Origin of the sequence: Streptomyces sp. NPDC052301 (genome assembly GCF_044593395.1) — a bacterium.
Lineage (GTDB): Bacteria > Actinomycetota > Actinomycetes > Streptomycetales > Streptomycetaceae > Streptomyces.
Genome location: NZ_JBIUBE010000026.1, coordinates 68,036 through 85,460, shown reverse-complemented (window position 1 = coordinate 85,460; position 17,425 = coordinate 68,036). Strand labels below are relative to the sequence as shown.

Below are 17,425 nucleotides of genomic sequence, written 5' to 3'. Positions count from 1 at the left end.
TGCGGCTGCTGGGCGGTTCCCTCGGAGCGGGGGAAGAACTCGTACCACGAGCCGTACAGGGCCCGTTCACGCTCCACCAGCAACGGCATCGGATCAGAGGCGGTCACCAGCTCCCGCAGCGGATACCGGGCCAGCACCGACTCCACCTGCGGAGCCAGCGCAGCCGCGAGCCGCCAGGCGGCCGGGCGGTCCTCGTCACGCAGGGCCGCCACCGCGTCCAGCACGACCGGCCGGTCCGCGTCCGGGACCCCGGCGGCGGCACGCTCGTACAGCCGGGCGCCCTCCTCCAGGACCAGGCCGGTGTCGATGCCCGCCGGGATCTTGATCCGCGCGTGGTGCCGCCAGGTCCCGAGCGGGTCCGACCAGGCCTCCACCGTGTAGGTCCAGCGGCCGGGTTCGCCCGCGGTGACGGTGGCGCCCCAGCGGTCGGTGCCCGGGGCGAGTTCCCGCATCGGCGTCCAGGGGCCGGCCCGGCCCGCCGGGTCGCGCAGGACCACGTTGGCCGCCACGGCGTCGTGCCCCTCCCGGAACACGGTGGCCGACACCTCGAACGCCTCACCGGCCACGGATTTGGCGGGTTTGCGCCCGTGCTGCACCACGGGACGTACGTCGAGGACGGGAATGCGGCCGAGGGTGGTCTCCCCGGACGCCGGCGGGGGTTCGGCCGTGCCGCGGGCGCCGCCGGCCGGCTGTCCGGCCTTCCTGCCCGTGGCCTTCTCTCCTGCTGCCTTGGCCTTGCTGTCGGTCGGTGGTGCTGACGTGTGGTGCGTGGCGGGCATGACCGCTCCTGTCCGCGTCAACGAGGGTGTGGGCGGATGGATGTGGGGAGGTGGGTCCTGCGGAAGTGCTGTGGGACGCCTGTGGGGTGTGTACCGGTGGAGCCTTCCCATCCTCTTCGGGTGGGCAATCCGGCACTTTGTTAACTACTCACGCGTATGTCTACACACAAGACCGGCCCCTTTCTACCGGTTCCCGGTCATCGCCTCTTGACGCCCCGACACTCGCGCCGACACCCCCGCCGGGCAGGTCCCCACCGACCCCCGGGTAACCACTACCGTCGAGGGTGACGACGAGACGTACAGCGCCGTACGTCTCACCACGCAACGCGCCGCCGAGGTGGAATGTGAAGGCGATCCGTCGGTTCACCGTCCGTCCCGTTCTCCCCGACCCCCTCCGGCCGCTGAGCGACCTGGCGCGCAACCTGCGCTGGTCGTGGCATGCGGAGACGCGCGACCTGTTCCAGTCCGTCGACCCCGAGGCCTGGGCCGCCGCCGAGCGCGACCCCGTGCGGCTGCTGGGCAGCGTGCGTCCGGCCCGGCTGGCCGAGCTGGCCGGTGACCGGCGGTTCCTGCGCCGGCTCACCGCGGTCGCCGACGACCTCGACGACTATCTGACCGGCGACCGCTGGTACCAGGCACACTCCGACGGCCTGCCCGCCGCCGTCGCCTACTTCTCCCCGGAGTTCGGCATCACGGCCGCGCTGCCCCAGTACTCCGGCGGCCTCGGCATCCTGGCCGGCGACCACCTGAAGGCGGCCAGCGACCTCGGCGTACCGCTGATCGGGGTCGGGCTGCTGTACCGGCACGGGTACTTCCGGCAGACCCTCTCCCGGGAGGGCTGGCAGCAGGAGCACTATCCGGTGCTCGATCCCAACGAACTCCCCGTCACACAGCTCGAGGAGGCCGACGGCACCCCCGCGCAGGTCTCCCTCGCCCTGCCCGGCGGCCGGGCGCTGCACGCACGGATCTGGCTGGCACAGGTGGGCCGGGTGCCCCTGCTGATGCTGGACTCCGACGTGGAGGAGAACGACCACGGCGAACGCGGGGTCACCGACCGGCTCTACGGCGGCGGCGGCGAGCACCGGCTGCTCCAGGAGATGCTCCTCGGCATAGGGGGTGTGCGGGCGGTGCGGACGTACTGCCGGCTCACCGGGCACCCGGAGCCGGAGGTGTTCCACACCAACGAGGGCCACGCGGGCTTCCTCGGCCTGGAGCGGATCGCCGAACTGTGCGCGGACGGCCTGGACTTCGACCCGGCACTGGAGGCGGTACGGGGCGGCACGGTCTTCACCACCCACACGCCCGTCCCGGCCGGCATCGACCGCTTCGACCGGGAACTGGTCGCCCGCCACTTCGGCCCCGACGCCGAGCTTCCCGGCATCGAGGTGCAGCGGATCCTGGCCCTCGGCATGGAGACGTACCCGGGCGGCGAGCCGAACCTGTTCAACATGGCCGTGATGGGACTGCGGCTGGCCCAGCGGGCCAACGGGGTGTCGCTGCTGCACGGGCAGGTCAGCCGGGAGATGTTCGCGGGCCTGTGGCCGGGATTCGACCCCGACGAGGTGCCGATCACCTCCGTCACCAACGGAGTGCACGCGCCCACCTGGGTGGCCCCGGAGGTGCTGCGGCTCGGCGCCCGGCAGATCGGCGCCCAGCGCACCGAGGACGCCCTCACCGTCGGCGGCTCCGAGCGCTGGGACTCGGTCGCGGAGATCCCGGACGAGGAGGTCTGGGAGCTGCGCCGCACCCTGCGCGAACAGCTGGTGCTGGAGGTGCGTGAGCGGCTGCGGGCGTCATGGCGGCAACGCGGGGCCGGTGACGCCGAGTTGGGCTGGATCGAGGGCGTCCTGGACCCCGACGTGCTGACGATCGGCTTCGCGCGCCGGGTCCCGTCGTACAAGCGTCTGACCCTGATGCTGCGCGACCGTGACCGCCTGATGGAGCTCATGCTGCACCCGGAGCGGCCGATCCAGATCGTCGTCGCGGGCAAGGCGCACCCGGCGGACGACGGCGGCAAACGGCTCGTCCAGGAACTGGTCCGTTTCGCCGACGACCCGCGCGTCCGCCATCGCATCGTCTTCCTCCCCGACTACGGCATGGGGATGGCCCAGAAGCTCTACCCGGGCTGTGACGTCTGGCTGAACAATCCCCTGCGCCCCCTGGAGGCGTGCGGCACGTCCGGGATGAAGGCGGCCCTCAACGGCTGTCTGAACCTCTCCGTCCTGGACGGCTGGTGGGACGAATGGTTCCGGCCCGACTTCGGCTGGGCCGTCCCGACCGCCGACGGCGTCGGCACCGATCCCGACCGCCGCGACGACATCGAGGCGGCGGCCCTGTACGACCTGCTGGAGCAGCGGATCACCCCCCGCTTCTACGAACGCGGACGCGGCGGCCTGCCCGACCGCTGGATCGAGATGGTCCGCCAGACCCTCACCCTGCTCGGCCCGAAGGTGCTGGCCGGCCGCATGGTCCGCGAGTACGTCGACCGCCTCTACACCCCGGCCGCGCAGACGCACCGCGCCCTGACCCCGGACACCGCCCGGGACCTCGCCGCCTGGAAGGCCCGGGTACGGGCCGCCTGGTCCGGGGTGAGCGTCGACCACGTCGAGACGACCGCGACGACGGCCATGGCGGAACTGGGCGCGACCGTCGGCCTCCGGGTCCGGGTCGGCCTGGGCGACCTGACGCCTGACGACGTCGAGGTCCAGGCGGTCTCCGGCCGGGTCGACGCGGAGGACCGCATCACGGACGCGACGGTGGTCCCCCTGAAGCCGACGGGCACCCCCGACCTGGAGGGCCGCCTGCTGTACGAGGGCCCCCTCTCCCTCGACCGCACCGGCCCCTACGGCTACACGATCCGCATCCTGCCCACGCACCGGCTGCTGGCGTCGGGCGCGGAGATGGGCCTGATGACGGTACCGCCGGAAGAGGTGGTGGAGGGGGCGGGGGTGCTGCTGCGGTGAGGGTGTTCAGGCTTCCTCGGCCTGAGCGCACAGCTTCCGCAGGACCGTGCCGCAGCGGCGGGCGTAGGCGTGCTGCAGGCCCCGGGTCGCCGGGCCGCCCGCCTTCGCGTACCACTTGGCCGGTCTGCTGAAGGCCGCGACCGTCAGCCATACCGTGCCGTCGCCCGTGCGGTCGACCACGAAGGCCTCCTCGCCGCATTCGGGGTGGCCTTCGAGGGTGCCGTAGGCCCAGCCCGCGCGGCGGGGTTCCTCGGTCGCCCAGACGATGCGGCAAGGGGCCTTGATCAGGGCGGCCAGGGTGACCGTGACGTCGACGCCGGGGGCCGCGCGGTCGGCGGTCGCGTCGATGCCCACGCCCAGCTCCCGGTGCATCTCCCAGGTGAGGACCGCCTCGGCGGCCCGTTGGAAGACCTCCTGGCCCTCGCCGAGGCGGGTGCGGACGAGCATGGGGTGGAAGCCGGGCGGGCAGTGGGTCAGGTCGTCGCGGGTCGCGCCGACCGGCTCGTAGGTGAAGGGCGCCGAGGACATGGGTCACAAGAGTAGGGCGGCACCCGGAGCGTTCTCCGCCCGGGTGCCGCCCTGCCTCTGCTGCGGAAGCTTTAGTTGACGTTGACCGCCGACCAGGCCGCCGCCACCGTCTGGTACTCGGTGCTGGAGGAGCCGTACAGGGCCGACGCCGCGTTCAGGGTCGCCGTGCGGGCGGCCTTGTAGTTGGTCGTCGAGGTCATGTACGTGGTCAGCGCCTTGTACCAGATCTGCAGCGCCTTGGCGCGGCCGATGCCGGTGACCGTGGAGCCGTTGGACGTGGGCGAGTTGTACGACACGCCGTTGATCGTCTTCGCGCCGCTGCCCTCCGACAGCAGGTAGAAGAAGTGGTTGGCGACACCGGAGGAGTAGTGGACGTCCAGGTTGCCGACGGAGGAGGACCAGGAGTCCGCCGAGCCGCCGTCCTTGCTGGGCTTGTCCATGTAGCGCAGCGGGGTGCCGTCGCCGTTGATGTCGATCTTCTCGCCGATGAGGTAGTCACCCGGGTCGGAAGCGTTGTTCGCGTAGAACTCCACGCCGGTGCCGAAGATGTCGGAGGTGGCCTCGTTCAGGCCGCCGGACTCGCCCGAGTAGTCCAGGCCCGCGGTGTTGGCGGTGACGCCGTGGCTCATCTCGTGGCCGGCCACGTCCAGCGAGGTCAGCGGGTCGGTGTTGTTCGCACCGTCGCCGTACGTCATGCAGAAGCAGCTGTCGTCCCAGAAGGCGTTGACGTAGGCCCGGCCGTAGTGGACGCGGGAGTAGGCGCCGACGCCGTTGTTCTTGATGCCGCTGCGGCCGAAGGTGTTCTTGTAGAAGTCCCAGGTCTCCGCGGCGCCGTAGGCGGCGTCGGCCGCCGCGGTCAGGTCGGAGGAGGAGCTGGAGGCGGTGCCGGTGCCGAAGACGTTGGTCGAGCTGGACACCAGGGTGCCCGTGCCGGACGTCTTGCGGGCGAGGTTGTAGGTCTTGTGATTGCCCCGCGCGCTGTCGGTGAGCTGGTACGTCGAGCCCGACTGCACGGTGTTGAGGCTGACCGTGCCGGAGTACAGCGTCTTGCCGGTGCCGGTCGCGTTCTCGATGCCCTGGTACTCGTAGAGCTTCTTGCCGGTGGCCGCGTCGGTGATGACGTGCAGCTGGTTCGGGGTGCCGTCGTCCTGGAGGCCGCCGACGACCGTCTCGTAGGCGAGGACGGGCTTGCCGGAGCCGGCCCAGATCACCTTGCGCGCGCCGTCCGCGGTGGACTTGGCGGAGCCGAGGGTCTTGGCGGCGGACACCGCCTGCTTCTCGGCCTTGGCGGCGGTGATCTGCGGCGTGAGCGAGGCCACCTTGATGGTCGACTTGGTCGCTCTGGTGACGCCCTCGGTCTTGCCGGACTTGGCGGTGTGGACGACCAGGTCGCCGCCGAGCACCGGCAGGCCCGCGTAGGTGCGCTCGTAGCGGGTGTGGAGCGTGCCGTCGGCGTCCTTGACGACGTCCTTGACGACCAGCTTCTCCTTGGCGCCGAGGCCTATGTGCTGCGCGGTCTCCGCCGCGCCGGCCTGGGCCTTCTGGAGGAGGGAGGTGCGGGCCGCAGCGGACAGCGCGGTCGGCGCGGCGGCCAGCGGCTTGGCCGTGGCGGCCGGGGTCTGGGCGGAGGCACTGGTGGTCAGACCAGTGGAGAGCAGGGCTCCGGCGGCGACAGCGGTGGCGATGGCCAGAGTGGTGCGCTTGTGACGCGCGTAGAGGGGGCTCACTCAAAGCTCCTTCAAGTGGGGAGTCCGGTCAGCGTGGGGTTACTGGCCGGCGATATGGCGTTGTGAAGTTGCTGTGCTGCTGCGGCGGGTGGAGAGAGAGTGACATCAGGGCCGCGTACATGTCAGGACCCTGAAGTGATGTTGACTGAAAATCGACGCATCCATGAATGTTGCGGCTGTGTGAACCGCTGCCGACCGAGGGCGGCGAACCCTCGGTCGGCCTTGTGTTCGCGGGCCTGTGGCCTGCCGCTTACGGGAACGTCAACTTCCAGTCGTTGAGCGTCCCGGTGTCGTAGGTGGCTTGATCCTGCACCTTCAACTTCCACGTCCCATTGCCCGGTTCCGCGGAGGCGTTGACCGTGAAGGTCTGCTTGACGTTGTCCGCCGAGTCCGACGAGGAGAAGTTCTTCAGGCGGTACGCGGTGCCCGAGGGGCCGACGAGGTCGATCACCAGGTCACCCCGCCAGGTGTGCGTGATGTCGACGCTCACCTGCAGGTTGCTCGGCGCGTTTCCGGTCCTGCCGGAGACGGTGATGGGCGAGGTGACGGCGGGCCCGTTGTCCGGGATGGACACCGGCGTGCTGTTCTCGTACGTCGAGCCGCCGCCCCCGCCCCCGCCGGAGCGCGAGCCGACCGCCACGGCCGCCCAGGCGTCCTGCACCGCCTTGTACTCGGCGCTGGAGGTGCCGTACAGCTCACCGGCCGCCGCCAGGGTGCCGGTGCGGGCGCCCGCGTAGTTGGTGGTGGAGGTGAACTTGGTGGTCAGCGCCTTGTACCAGATCTGCAGCGCCTTGTCCCGACCGATACCGGTCACCGGCAGCCCGTCCGCCGTCGGCGAGTTGTAGCTGACGCCGTTGATCACCTTGGCGCCGCTGCCCTCGCTCAGCAGGTAGAAGAAGTGGTTCGCCACGCCCGACGAGTAGTGCACGTCGAGGTTGCCGACGCCCGAGTACCAGGAGTCGGCGGAGCCGCCGTCCTTGCTGGGCTTGTCCATGTAGCGCAGCGGGGTGCCGTCGCCGTTGATGTCGATCTTCTCGCCGATGAGGTAGTCACCGACGTCGCTGGAGTTGTTGGCGTAGAACTCCACGCCCGTGCCCATGATGTCGCTGGTCGCCTCGTTCAGGCCGCCGGACTCGCCGCTGTACTCCAGCCCCGCGGTGTTCGAGGTGACGCCGTGGCTCATCTCGTGGCCGGCCACGTCCAGCGCGGTCAGCGGGTCGTTGTTCCCGGAGCCGTCGCCGTAGGTCATGCAGAAGCAGCCGTCGTCCCAGAAGGCGTTCACGTACGAATTGCCGTAGTGCACCCGCGAGTACGCGCCGACGCCGTTGTTCTTGATGCCGCTGCGGCCGAAGACGTTCTTGTAGAAGTCCCAGGTGACCGCCGCGCCGTAGTGGGCGTCCGCGCCCGCGGTGGCCGCGTTCGAGGTGGTCCCGTTGCCCCAGGTGTCGTTCGACTGCGAGAACAGCGTGCCGGTGCCGCTGGAGCCGTGGTTCAGGTTGTACGTCTTGTGGTTGCCGCGCGCCCCGTCGTTGAGCGTGTACGTCGAGCCCGACTGGGTCGTCGTCAGGGTGACCTGCCCGCTGTACTGGGTGTTGCCGATGCCGGTCCTGATGCCCTGGTACTCGTAGAGCTTCTTGCCGGTGGCCGCGTCGGTGATGACGTGCAGCTGGTTCGGGGTGCCGTCGTCCTGGAGGCCGCCGACGACCGTCTCGTAGGCGAGGACGGGCTTGCCGGAGCCGGCCCAGATCACCTTGCGCACGCTGTCCGCGGCCTGCCTGCTGCCGCCGAGCGCCTTCGCCCGCTGCACGGCCTGCTTCTCGACGGCCGCCCTGGACACGGCCGGGGTGAGACCGGCGACCTTCAGCGTGGCGCCGGTGGCCTTGACGACCTCCATGGTCTTGCCCGTGCGGGCGGTGTCCACGATCAGGTCGCCGCCGAGCACCGGCAGACCCGCGTAGGTGCGCTCGTACCGGGTGTGGAGCGTGCCGTCGGCGTCCTTGACGACGTCCTTGACGACCAGCTTCTCCTTGCCGCCGAGCCCGATGGCGCGGGCCGTCGCGGCCGTGCCGGCGTCGGCGTGCCGGATCAGCTCGGCGCGCTGCGAGGGTGTGAGCCGGACGGCCAGATGGGCGGGGTTCGCCTTGCCGGCCGGCGGCTGTGCGGCCGGTGCGGCGCTGGCGGCCCCCGACTGGACGGCGGCGGCGATCAGGGCGGCGACGCCGGCGAGGGCGACGGTGGCGGTACGGCGGTGCGCGGTGGTGCGGTGCGGGGTGTGGGAGGTGCGTCCGCGAGAGGAATTGCTTCTCAACACTGACTCCTTCTGCGTGACCGCGGGTCGCGCGGCCAGGGGAGACCGGACGGTGGGTTGGGACGTCCGGGGCAGAACAGGGCGTTGCGCGGAACCACGTGCAGGCCGCTCAGAGCGGGTGAAGCTGTGGGGTTGCTGTGAGTCGGCCTGGGAAGAGTGGCAGGGGATCACGGTGCCTGTCAGGAGCGCGTCAGAAACTTGGCCGGAAATGGTTCGTTGACCGGATGTTCATGTTCGGTATGCGGATCGGCTGTCAGGAGGACGCATCCCCGTGCCAGGTCCCCCACAGCGCCGCGTACGCCCCGTCGGCCGCCACCAGCTCCTCGTGCGTGCCCAGTTCGGTGAGGCTGCCGTCCTCCATGACCGCCACCCGGTCCGCGTCATGCGCGGTGTGCAGACGGTGGGCGATGGCGATGACCGTACGGCCCCGCAGGACCGCGGCGAGCGCGCGCTCGGTGTGCCGGGCGGTGGCGGGGTCCAGCAGGGCCGTCGCCTCGTCCAGGATCAGCGTGTGCGGGTCGGCCAGCACCACCCGGGCCAGGGCCAGTTGCTGCGCCTGCGAGCCGTCGGTGGCCCGGCCGCCCGCGCCCAGGCGGGTGCCGAGGCCGTCCGGCAGTTCGCGGACCCAGTCGTCCGCGCCCACCGCCGCGAGCGCCGCCCACAGGTCGTCGTCCGTCGCCGTCGGCTCGGCGATCAGCAGGTTCTCGCGGACCGTGCCGAGGAACACATGGTGCTCCTGCGTGACCAGGACGACCTGGCGGCGCAACAGTTCCGGCGCCAGCTCGGCGACCGGCACCCCGCCCACCGTGACCGTGCCGGTGCCGGGCCGGTCGACACCCGCCAGCAGCCTGCTCAACGTGGTCTTGCCGGCTCCCGAGGGGCCCACCACCGCCAGCCGCTCCCCGGGCCGGACCGACAGATCCACCCCGCGCAGCACCTCGCCGCCGCGCTCATAGGCGTACCGCACCCCGCGCACGTCGATCCGGTCGTCCGCCGGGACCGGGGAGGCCGCGGCGTCCCCGCGCGGCGCCCGCGCCAGCCCCTCCACCCGGGCGAACGAGGCCCCACTGTCCTGGAGTTGCTCCACCCGCATCAGGATCTGGTCCAGCGGTTCGGTGAACTGCCGCAGATACAGCGCGGCGGCCACCACCGCGCCGGTCCCGACCGCGCCCCGCGCGTGCAGCCACCCGCCGACCAGCAGCACGCCCGCCACGGGCACGGTGTACGTCACCTCGACCGCCGGGAAGAACACCGTCCGCAGCCACAGCGTGTGCAAACGGGTCCGGCGGGACCTCTCCAGCGCGTCCCGGCTCGCCGCGACCCGCCGCTGCCGCAGCCCGAACGCCTCGACGGTGCGCGCCCCGGCCGCCGTCGCCGCGACGATCTCCGCGACCTCGGACGACGCCGCGCCCTCGGCGAGATAGCCGTCCCGGGCCCGTCGCAGATACCAGCGCAGGGCGAGCCAGATCGGTGTCAGCCCGAGCAGCCCGAACGCGCCGAGCAGCGGGCTCAGCAGGAACACCGCGCCCAGCACGAAGACCGCCTGCACGGAGTTGACCAGCAGTTCCGGGCCGACGTCCCGCAGCGTGGTGCCGACCGTCGCCACGTCCGCCGTGCCGCGCGCGGTCAGATCGCCGGTGCCGGCGCGCTCCACCACGGACGCGGGCAGCGCCAGCACCCGCTCCACGTACTCCTCGCGGACCCGGGCCAGTGTCCGCTCACCGAACCGGTGCCCCACGTACCGCGCCCAGCGGGCCAGCAGCAGCTGGGCCGGCGCACACAGCAGGATCCACAGGGCCAGCCGGTCCACCGAGCCGACCCCGTGTCCGGCCCTGACCTCGTCGACGATCCGCCCGACCAGCCACGGCCCGGCCAGACCCGCCCCGGCCGCCAGCGCGTTCAGCAGCAGCGCGGTGGCGAACGCCCGCCCGTCGGCCCGCACCAGTCGCAGCGCGGCCCGTCGTACCTGAGCCCGGTCCGCGACCGGCAGCAGTCCCTCGCCCGCCGTCACCGTACGACCCCCTCGGCGTCCTCGGCGTCCACGTCCCGGGCCACCAGCGCCCGATAGCCCGGCTCCTCGGCCAGCAGCCGCCGGTGCGGGCCGCTCGCCGCGACCTTCCCGTCGGCCCGCACCAGTCGCAGCGCGGCCCGTCGTACCTGAGCCCGGTCCGCGACCGGCAGCAGTCCCTCGCCCGCCGTCACCGTACGACCCCCTCGGCGTCCTCGGCGTCCACGTCCCGGGCCACCAGCGCCCGATAGCCCGGCTCCTCGGCCAGCAGCCGCCGGTGCGGGCCGCTCGCCGCGACCTTCCCGTCGGCCAGGAACAGGACCGTGTCCGCACGGTCCAGCACCAGCGGCGAGGTGGTCGTCACCACCGTCGTACGGCCGTGGCGCGCCTCCCGCAGCCGTGCGGCGACCAGCGCCTCGGTGTGCGCGTCCAGCGCCGAGGTCGGCTCCACGGCGAGCAGCACCTCGGGCTCTGCCAGCAGCGCCCGCGCCAGCCGGATGCGCTGCCGCTGGCCGCCCGACAGGCTGCGGCCCTGCCCGGCCACCGACGAGTCCGCCCCCTCCGGAAGCCCGCGGACGACGTCCTCGGCGGCGGCCGTGTACAGCGCCCCGCGCAGGGCGGCCTCACCGGCGGTGTGTCCGGCGGCCACGACCTCCCGGAGCGGGCCGGCGAACAGGTCGGCCTCGTTGTCCGCGACCAGGATGCGCCGCCGTACCTCGGCCAGCGGGACATCGTCGAGCCGTACCCCGCCCCAGGTGACGTCGGTCGGCCCGAACCGGCCGAGCCGGTCGACCACCGCGGCGGCCTCCGCGGGCCGGGCGGCGGCCAGCGCGGTGAGCCCGCCCGGCACCACCCGCACCCCGGACACCGGGTCGTGCAGCTCGGCGGGCCCTTCGGGGGCCGGCAGAACGCCCTCGTCCGGTTCCGGCTCCAGCCGCAGCAGCGTCACGACCCGGCGTGCGGCCACCACGCCCCGGTTGAGGTCGTAGGCGGTCTGCACGATGAACGCCACCGGCCCGATCAGCACGGCCGCATAGCCGTACACCGACACCAACTGGCCGACGGTGATCTCCCCTTGCGCGGTGAGGCGGGCCGCGAGCCAGGTGACGACCGCCAGGAACAGGGTGGGCAGGCCGACACCGAGCGCCTGTACCCAGCTGGCCACCGAGCCCACCCGGTAGCCCTGCGCGCGCAACCGCTGCGAGTCCTCGCGGAAAGCGTCCGCGAACAGCCCCTTCCCGCCCAGCCCGTTGAGGACGCGCAGCCCGCCCGCGAGGTCACCGATGCGCGCGGCGAGGACGCCCTGGCGCTCCCGGTAGGTGCTCTCCGCACCCTGGAGCCGCAGCGTCAGCGGCCCGGTGACCAGCGCGATCACCGGCAGTCCGAGCAGCACCACCGCCGCGAGCGGCGCCGAGACCGACAGCAGCACCGCGGCCACCACCGCGTAGACCACCACCGAGCCGACGCCCGGCCCGACCACGGTCAGCGCCGTCGCGATGGTCTTCACGTCACCGACGCCGATCGTCACCACCTCACCGGCCTCCGCCCGGCGCGGCAGCGCGGCCCCGAGCCGGACCACCTGCCCCACGACCACCTTCACCGTGCGGAAGTGGGCGTCCATCCGCACCCGTGTCATCGTGCGGTGCCGCATGATGCTCAGCCAGGCGTTCACCGACCCGAGCACGAACATCACCGCGCACCACGCGGCCAGCACCCCCGGCCGGCCCGGCACCAGCCCGTCGTCCACGGCCCGCGCCATCAGGTACGGCTGCGCGGCCAGCAGGACCATCCACACACTGCCCAGCAGCGCCCCGGCCGCCGACCGCCCCGGCTGGCACCGCACCAGCCACGCCAGATAGCGCCAGCCGCCGCGTGTGTCGGGCGTGCCCGGGTCCTCGTAGGCGTCGATCATCCGTCCCCCGTCCGTCGCGGTGCGCGGCACTCCTCACCCACGGCCACGGCGGGCTCGCGCACCGGAAACACGTCCACCGCGTCCTCGGTCACCGGCCGGAACCCGTCGAACGCGCAGGCCGCCCCGGTCACCCGGGTGGGCGTCGGCGCGGCCCCGTCCCGTGGCCGCCGCCGTCCCCGCTGCCCGGCGGACCGCCCGGACCGCCCGGGCCGCCGCGGGCCGGCACGGAGCACCACGGCCCGCGACTCGGCGATCACCTCGACGCCCGCCGCCGAGGCCGGCCGCGGTTTCCGGTCCGCCATGGTCCGTCCCTTCCTTCCCCGGGCCAGGTGACTCAGCTGAGGCTGTCCCGCCAGGCCCGGTGCAGGTCCGCGAAGCTGCCGGTGGTGGCGACGAGTTCGGCCGGGGGGCCGTCCTCCACGATGCGGCCGCCCTCCATCACCAGCACCCGGTCGGCGATCTCCACCGTCGACAGCCGGTGGGCGATCACCACGGCCGTGCGGCCCCGCAGCACCGTCGACATGGCCCGCTGCACCGCCCGCTCGCCCGGGACGTCCAGCGAACTGGTCGCCTCGTCCAGGATCAGCACGGCCGGGTCGGCGAGCAACGCCCTCGCGAAGGCCACCAGTTGGCGCTGGCCCGCCGAGATGCGGCCGCCGCGTTTGCGGACGTCGGTGTCGTAGCCGTCGGGCAGGGCGCTGATGAACTCGTGCGCGCCGATCGCCTTCGCGGCCCGCTCGATCTCCTCGCGGGAGGCGTCCGGATCGCCGATCGCGATGTTGTCCGCGACCGTGCCGGAGAACAGGAACGCCTCCTGCGTCACCATCACCACCCCGCGCCGCAGGGCCCGCGTGGACAGCTCGCGCAGGTCCACCCCGTCCAGCAGGACACGGCCCTCGGTGGGGTCGTAGAAGCGGGCGAGGAGCTTGGCCAGCGTGGACTTGCCCGCGCCCGTGGCGCCGACCACGGCGACCGTCTGTCCGGCCGCGAGGGTCAGGTCGAAGCGGGGCAGCACCTCGCCACCGGTGCGGTAGGTGAAGCGGACCCCGGCGAAGACCACCTCACGCCCGGGCAACTCTTCCGTGCCCGGCGGCAGTTCCCGCGGGGCCGACGGCTCCGGCACCGACGGGGTCTGGGCCAGCAACCCGGCGATCTTCTCCAGGGAGGCCGCCGCCGAGTGGTAGGAGTTCAGGAACATGCCGAGCCGGTCGATCGGGTCGTACAGGCGCCGCAGGTACAGGACCGCGGCCGCCAGCACACCCAGCTCCAGGGAGCCGGTCGCCACCCGGTGGGCGCCCCAGAGCACGATCCCCGCGATCGCCGTGTTGGCCACCAGCCGGGACCCCACCACGTAGCGGGCCATCTCCAGCAGTGCGTCCCCGTTGGTCCGCTCGTGCCGGGCGTTCAGCACCGCGAACTCGGCGTCGTTCGCCGTCTCCCGGCGGAAGGCGCGCACCGGCCGGATGCCGTTCATCGTCTCCACGAACTTCACGATCACCGCCGCGATCGCCGTGGACCGCGCCCGGTACACCCGCCCCGCGCGTCGCTGGTAGAGCCGTACGAGCAGGTGCAGCGGCACGAACGAGGCCACGGCGACCGCGCCCAGGCCCACGTCCAGCCACAGCAGCAGCGCCGAGATGTAGACGAAGGACAGCACCGTGGTCACCAGCTCCTGCAAGCCCTCGGCCAGCAGCTCGCGCAGTGACTCGACGTCCGTCGTGGAGCGGGAGATGAGCCGACCCGAGGTGTAGCGCTCGTGGAAGTCGATGCTCAGTGCCTGCGCGTGCCGGAAGATCCGGCCGCGCAGCTCCAGCAGCGCGTCCTGGCTGACCCGGGCGGAGGACTCGATGAACGCGAACTGCAGCCCGCCGGAGAGCAGGGCGCACAGCAGGTAGCCGACGGCCACCGCGGTCAGCGGGCCGTGCCGGTGGTCCCGGACGGCCGGTACGGCGCTGTCGATGGCGTACGCCACCAGCAGCGGGCCCACCTGCACCGCCGCCTGCTGGAGCAGCAGCAGGAGCGTGGTGAGCGCGACGCGCGCCTTCATGGGGGCGAGCAGCGAGCGCAGCAGGGCGGCCGTGGCGCCGGGCGGGGTGGGCAGGACGTCCCGGTCGAAGGGGTCGCCGGGGTCGGCGGGGCCGGGGCCGCCGCTGTTCGTGGCGGGGGCGGAGGACGTCGTGGTCGTCATGGGCGGTCCTCCTGCTCACCGGACATCAGATGCGCGTACTCGGCGTTGCCGCGCAGCAGTTCGTGGTGGGTGCCCACGGCGGCGATCCGGCCGCCCGACAGCAGCGCGACCCGGTCGGCGAGCAGCACGGTGGACGGGCGGTGGGCCACGATCAGGGCGGTGGTGTCGGCGAGGACCTGACGCAGCGCGGCCTCCACGGCGGCCTCCGTGTGCACGTCCAGGGCGGACAGCGGGTCGTCCAGCACCAGGAACTCCGGGCGTCCGACCACCGCCCGGGCCAGCGCGAGGCGCTGCCGCTGGCCGCCGGAGAGGCTGAGGCCCTGTTCGCCGACGCGGGTGCCGGTGCCGTGCGGGAGGGCGTGCGCGAAGTCCGCCTGCGCGATGGCGAGGGCACGGTCGAGGTCGGGTTCTCCGGCGTCGTCCGCGGCGCCCATCAGGACGTTCTCGGCGACGGTCGTGGAGAAGAGGGTGGGTTCCTCGAAGGCGACGGCGACCTTGGCGCGGAGTTCCTCGCGGGACATGGCGGTGATGTCGACGCCGTTCAGGGTGATACGACCCGAGGTCGCCTCGTGCAGGCGGGGGACGAGGGCGGTGAGCGTCGTCTTCCCGCTGCCCGTGGCGCCGACGAGGGCCATGGACTCGCCGGGGCGGATGTGCAGATCGATGCGGTCCAGCAGGGGCGGGGAGCCGGGGGGCGCGTCGGGGTAGCGGAACCGGACGTTCTCGAAGCGCAGTCCCGACCCGGCCGCGGGCACTCGTGCCGCCGCAGCGGTACGACGGTCCGCGGCCACGTCCTCCGGTACCTCGTCCATCACCTCGAAGTACCGTTCCGTCGCCGTCGCCGCCTCCTGGCTCATCGCCAGCAGGAAGCCGATCGAGTCCACCGGCCACCGCAGCGCGAGTGCCGTGCTCAGAAAGGCGACCAGCGTCCCCGTGGACAGGCCGCCGTCGGCCACGCGGCCGGCGCCGAGCACCAGGGCCGCACCGATCGCCACCTCCGGCAGGGTCACGATGACCGCCCAGATGGTGGCCAGCAGCCGCGCCTTGCGCAGCTCGGTGCCGCGCAGGGCACCCGTCAGCGCGCGGAACACGCGCGCCTGGCTGCGGTGGCGGCCGAAGCCTTTGATGACGCGGATGCCGAGCACGCTCTCCTCGACCACCGTCGTCAGATCCCCGACCTGGTCCTGGGCGCGTCGCGCCACGTGCGCGTACCGCCGCTCGAAGACCGCGCAGGTCCAGATCACGGGGATCGCCGGCCCGAGGACGACCAGCCCCAGCGCCCAGTCCTGCATCAGCATGATCACCACGCCGATCACGATCGTGACCCCGTTGACCAGCAGGAACGTCAGCGCGAAGGAGAGGAACTGGCGCAGCAGCATCAGATCGGTCGTGGCCCGCGAGAGCAGCTGACCCGAGGCCCAGCGGTCGTGGAAGGCCACCGGCAGACGCTGCAGGTGCCGGTACAGGGCCGCCCGCATCTCCGCCTCGACACGCGACAGCGGGCGCGCCACCAGCCACCGTCTGATCCCGAACAGGACCGCCTCGGCGATCCCGATCAGCAGCAGGTACAGCGCACCGCGCCACACCCCGGCCGGGTCCCGGTCGGCGACCGGCCCGTCCACCATCCACTTCAGGACGAGCGGGATCACCAGGCCCGTGCAGGAGGCCACGATCGCGACGAACGCGGCGGTGAACATCCGGGCGCTCGCGGGGCGGACGTACGGCCACAGGCGCAGCAGCACGCGAACGGCGGAGCGGTCCTCGGTGGTTGCACGTGTCGTGGGCATCATCGCGAGCGTACGGACCGGCACCGACATCGCCCACCGAGTTTCGGCCGGACCCGCGCGGCCGCCGCTCCTACGACCTGCGGGAACGTTCGAGGAGGCGAACGGTGATTCGGCATGGGGTCGTAGCGCGGCATCAACCGATCGGACGATGCCGCTTCGAGCGGGCCGGCCGATGTGCGAAGCCCCGCCCGCCCCGGATTCTTCAGGCATGGCATCCGTCATCGAAGTCACCGAACTGCCGGGCCGTGGTCGACGGCGTCTCCTTCGCCGTCGAGGAGGGCGAGATCTTCGGGATCCTCGGCCCCAACGGCGCCGGCAAGACCACCACCGTGGAGTGCGTCGAGGGACTCCGGGTGCCCCACGCCGGCCGGGTCCGGGTGTGCGGGCTGGACCCCGTCGCCGACCACGGGAAGGTCCCGCGGCTCCTCGGCGCCCAGCTCCAGCAGAGCGAGCTGCAGCCCAAGCTGACCGTGCGGGAGGCGCTGGAGCTGTACGCCGCCTTCTACCCGAACCCCGCCGACCGGCGGCCCCTCGCCGAACGCCTCGGCCTCACCCCCAAGCCGGGCACCCGGTTCGCCGAGCTGTCCGGCGGCCGGCAGCAGCGGCTGTTCATCGCCCTGGCCCTCATCGGCAACCCGCGCGTCGTCGTGCTGGACGAGCTGACCACCGGCCTCGACCCGTGGGCCCGCCGCGACACCTGGCAGCTGATCGAGGACGTCCGCGCGAGCGGGGTCACCGTCCTGCTCGTCACCCACTTCATGGAGGAGGCGCAGCGGCTGTGCGACCGGATCGCGGTGATCGACAAGGGGCGGGTGGCCGCCCTGGACACCCCCGCCGGGCTGATCCGCCGCTCGGCGGGCGCGACCGTCATCAGCTTCACCCCGCCGGCCCCGCCGGACGACGACGACCTCACCGGGCGAGGAGCTGTTCACCGCCGTCCGGGCCGCCGCCGAGGGCCGTACGGTCCTCTCCCCGGCCGTCGCCTCCCGTCTGGTCCACGCGGTCCGCGCACCCCGGCAGCCCGGAGCCGAGCCGCTGTCGGCGCGCGAGCGCGAGGTGCCGGCCCTGGTCGCCAAGGGCACGTCGAACCACGAGACCGCCCGCGAGCTGTTCATCAGTGAGGCGACGGTGAAGACGCATCTCACCCACCTGCACGCCGAGTTGGGCGTCAAGGACCGGGCGGCGGCGGTGGCGGTGGCGTACGACCGGGGGATCCGGGGCTGAG

12 protein-coding genes and 1 pseudogene are annotated in these 17,425 nt (G+C 72.7%); 3 read left to right on the top strand and 10 right to left on the bottom strand.

The features are described 5' to 3' along the window. The coding region (locus ACIHEJ_RS40000) for a maltotransferase domain-containing protein (protein ID WP_400142775.1) at positions 1–779 on the bottom strand (779 nt) is incomplete at its 3' end. 344 nt (positions 780–1,123) lie between these two features. On the opposite strand from ACIHEJ_RS40000, the gene ACIHEJ_RS39995 reads away from it, so the two are divergent. Next, a complete protein-coding gene (locus ACIHEJ_RS39995; protein WP_400142774.1) occupies positions 1,124–3,742 on the top strand; it encodes a glycosyltransferase family 1 protein in 2,619 nt (872 codons plus the stop codon). Between the two features lie 6 nt (positions 3,743–3,748). Here ACIHEJ_RS39995 and ACIHEJ_RS39990 read toward each other — a convergent pair whose 3' ends face one another. The 9 genes and pseudogenes from ACIHEJ_RS39990 to ACIHEJ_RS39950 form a co-directional block, all read right to left on the bottom strand. Then, on the bottom strand, positions 3,749–4,270 hold the full coding sequence (locus ACIHEJ_RS39990) for a DUF1990 domain-containing protein (RefSeq protein WP_400142773.1): 522 nt from the start codon (positions 4,268–4,270) through the stop codon (positions 3,749–3,751). A 71-nt stretch (positions 4,271–4,341) separates the two neighbouring features. After that, complete coding sequence (locus ACIHEJ_RS39985) at positions 4,342–5,997, bottom strand: M4 family metallopeptidase (protein ID WP_400142772.1); 1,656 nt, start codon at positions 5,995–5,997, stop codon at positions 4,342–4,344. A 250-nt stretch (positions 5,998–6,247) separates the two neighbouring features. Continuing rightward, positions 6,248–8,305 carry a M4 family metallopeptidase gene (locus ACIHEJ_RS39980; protein WP_400142771.1) on the bottom strand — a complete coding sequence of 686 codons (2,058 nt, stop codon included), beginning with the start codon at positions 8,303–8,305 and terminating at the stop codon, positions 6,248–6,250. Between the two features lie 253 nt (positions 8,306–8,558). Then, positions 8,559–10,313 (bottom strand): annotated as a pseudogene (locus ACIHEJ_RS39975) (ABC transporter ATP-binding protein); the annotation flags it as partial. Next, positions 10,313–10,507, bottom strand: a complete 195-nt coding sequence (locus ACIHEJ_RS39970; RefSeq protein WP_400142770.1) for a hypothetical protein — start codon at positions 10,505–10,507, stop codon at positions 10,313–10,315. The gene ACIHEJ_RS39970 and the pseudogene ACIHEJ_RS39975, both read right to left, overlap by 1 nt. After that, complete coding sequence (locus ACIHEJ_RS39965; RefSeq protein ID WP_400142769.1) at positions 10,504–12,225, bottom strand: ABC transporter transmembrane domain-containing protein; 1,722 nt, start codon at positions 12,223–12,225, stop codon at positions 10,504–10,506. The genes ACIHEJ_RS39970 and ACIHEJ_RS39965 overlap by 4 nt, the downstream gene beginning before the upstream one ends. Next, positions 12,222–12,527, bottom strand: a complete 306-nt coding sequence (locus ACIHEJ_RS39960; RefSeq protein ID WP_400142768.1) for a hypothetical protein — start codon at positions 12,525–12,527, stop codon at positions 12,222–12,224. The genes ACIHEJ_RS39965 and ACIHEJ_RS39960 overlap by 4 nt, the downstream gene beginning before the upstream one ends. Positions 12,528–12,559: 32 nt before the next feature. Beyond that, positions 12,560–14,413 (bottom strand): ABC transporter ATP-binding protein, encoded by a 1,854-nt coding sequence (locus ACIHEJ_RS39955; RefSeq protein WP_400142767.1) that lies wholly within the window; start codon positions 14,411–14,413, stop codon positions 12,560–12,562. Beyond that, positions 14,410–16,200 (bottom strand): ABC transporter ATP-binding protein, encoded by a 1,791-nt coding sequence (locus ACIHEJ_RS39950; RefSeq protein WP_400142766.1) that lies wholly within the window; start codon positions 16,198–16,200, stop codon positions 14,410–14,412. Before ACIHEJ_RS39950 ends, ACIHEJ_RS39955 begins: the two co-directional genes overlap by 4 nt. Positions 16,201–16,445: 245 nt before the next feature. Between ACIHEJ_RS39950 and ACIHEJ_RS39945 the strand changes: the two genes are divergently transcribed. Further along, a complete protein-coding gene (locus tag ACIHEJ_RS39945; protein ID WP_400142765.1) occupies positions 16,446–17,321 on the top strand; it encodes an ABC transporter ATP-binding protein in 876 nt (291 codons plus the stop codon). Next, positions 17,257–17,424: a response regulator transcription factor gene (locus ACIHEJ_RS39940; RefSeq protein ID WP_400142764.1), complete on the top strand. Its 168-nt coding sequence runs from the start codon at positions 17,257–17,259 to the stop codon at positions 17,422–17,424. Before ACIHEJ_RS39945 ends, ACIHEJ_RS39940 begins: the two co-directional genes overlap by 65 nt. Position 17,425 lies beyond the last annotated feature (1 nt).

Excerpts from the sequence above, each read along its gene's own strand:
- ACIHEJ_RS39965 (WP_400142769.1), bottom strand. The coding sequence starts at position 12,225 with ATGATCGACGCCTACGAGGACCCGGGCACGCCCGACACACGCGGCGGC.
- ACIHEJ_RS39955 (WP_400142767.1), bottom strand. The coding sequence starts at position 14,413 with ATGACGACCACGACGTCCTCCGCCCCCGCCACGAACAGCGGCGGCCCC.
- ACIHEJ_RS39960 (WP_400142768.1), bottom strand. The coding sequence starts at position 12,527 with ATGGCGGACCGGAAACCGCGGCCGGCCTCGGCGGCGGGCGTCGAGGTG.
- ACIHEJ_RS39990 (WP_400142773.1), bottom strand. The coding sequence starts at position 4,270 with ATGTCCTCGGCGCCCTTCACCTACGAGCCGGTCGGCGCGACCCGCGAC.
- ACIHEJ_RS39950 (WP_400142766.1), bottom strand. The coding sequence starts at position 16,200 with ATGCCCACGACACGTGCAACCACCGAGGACCGCTCCGCCGTTCGCGTG.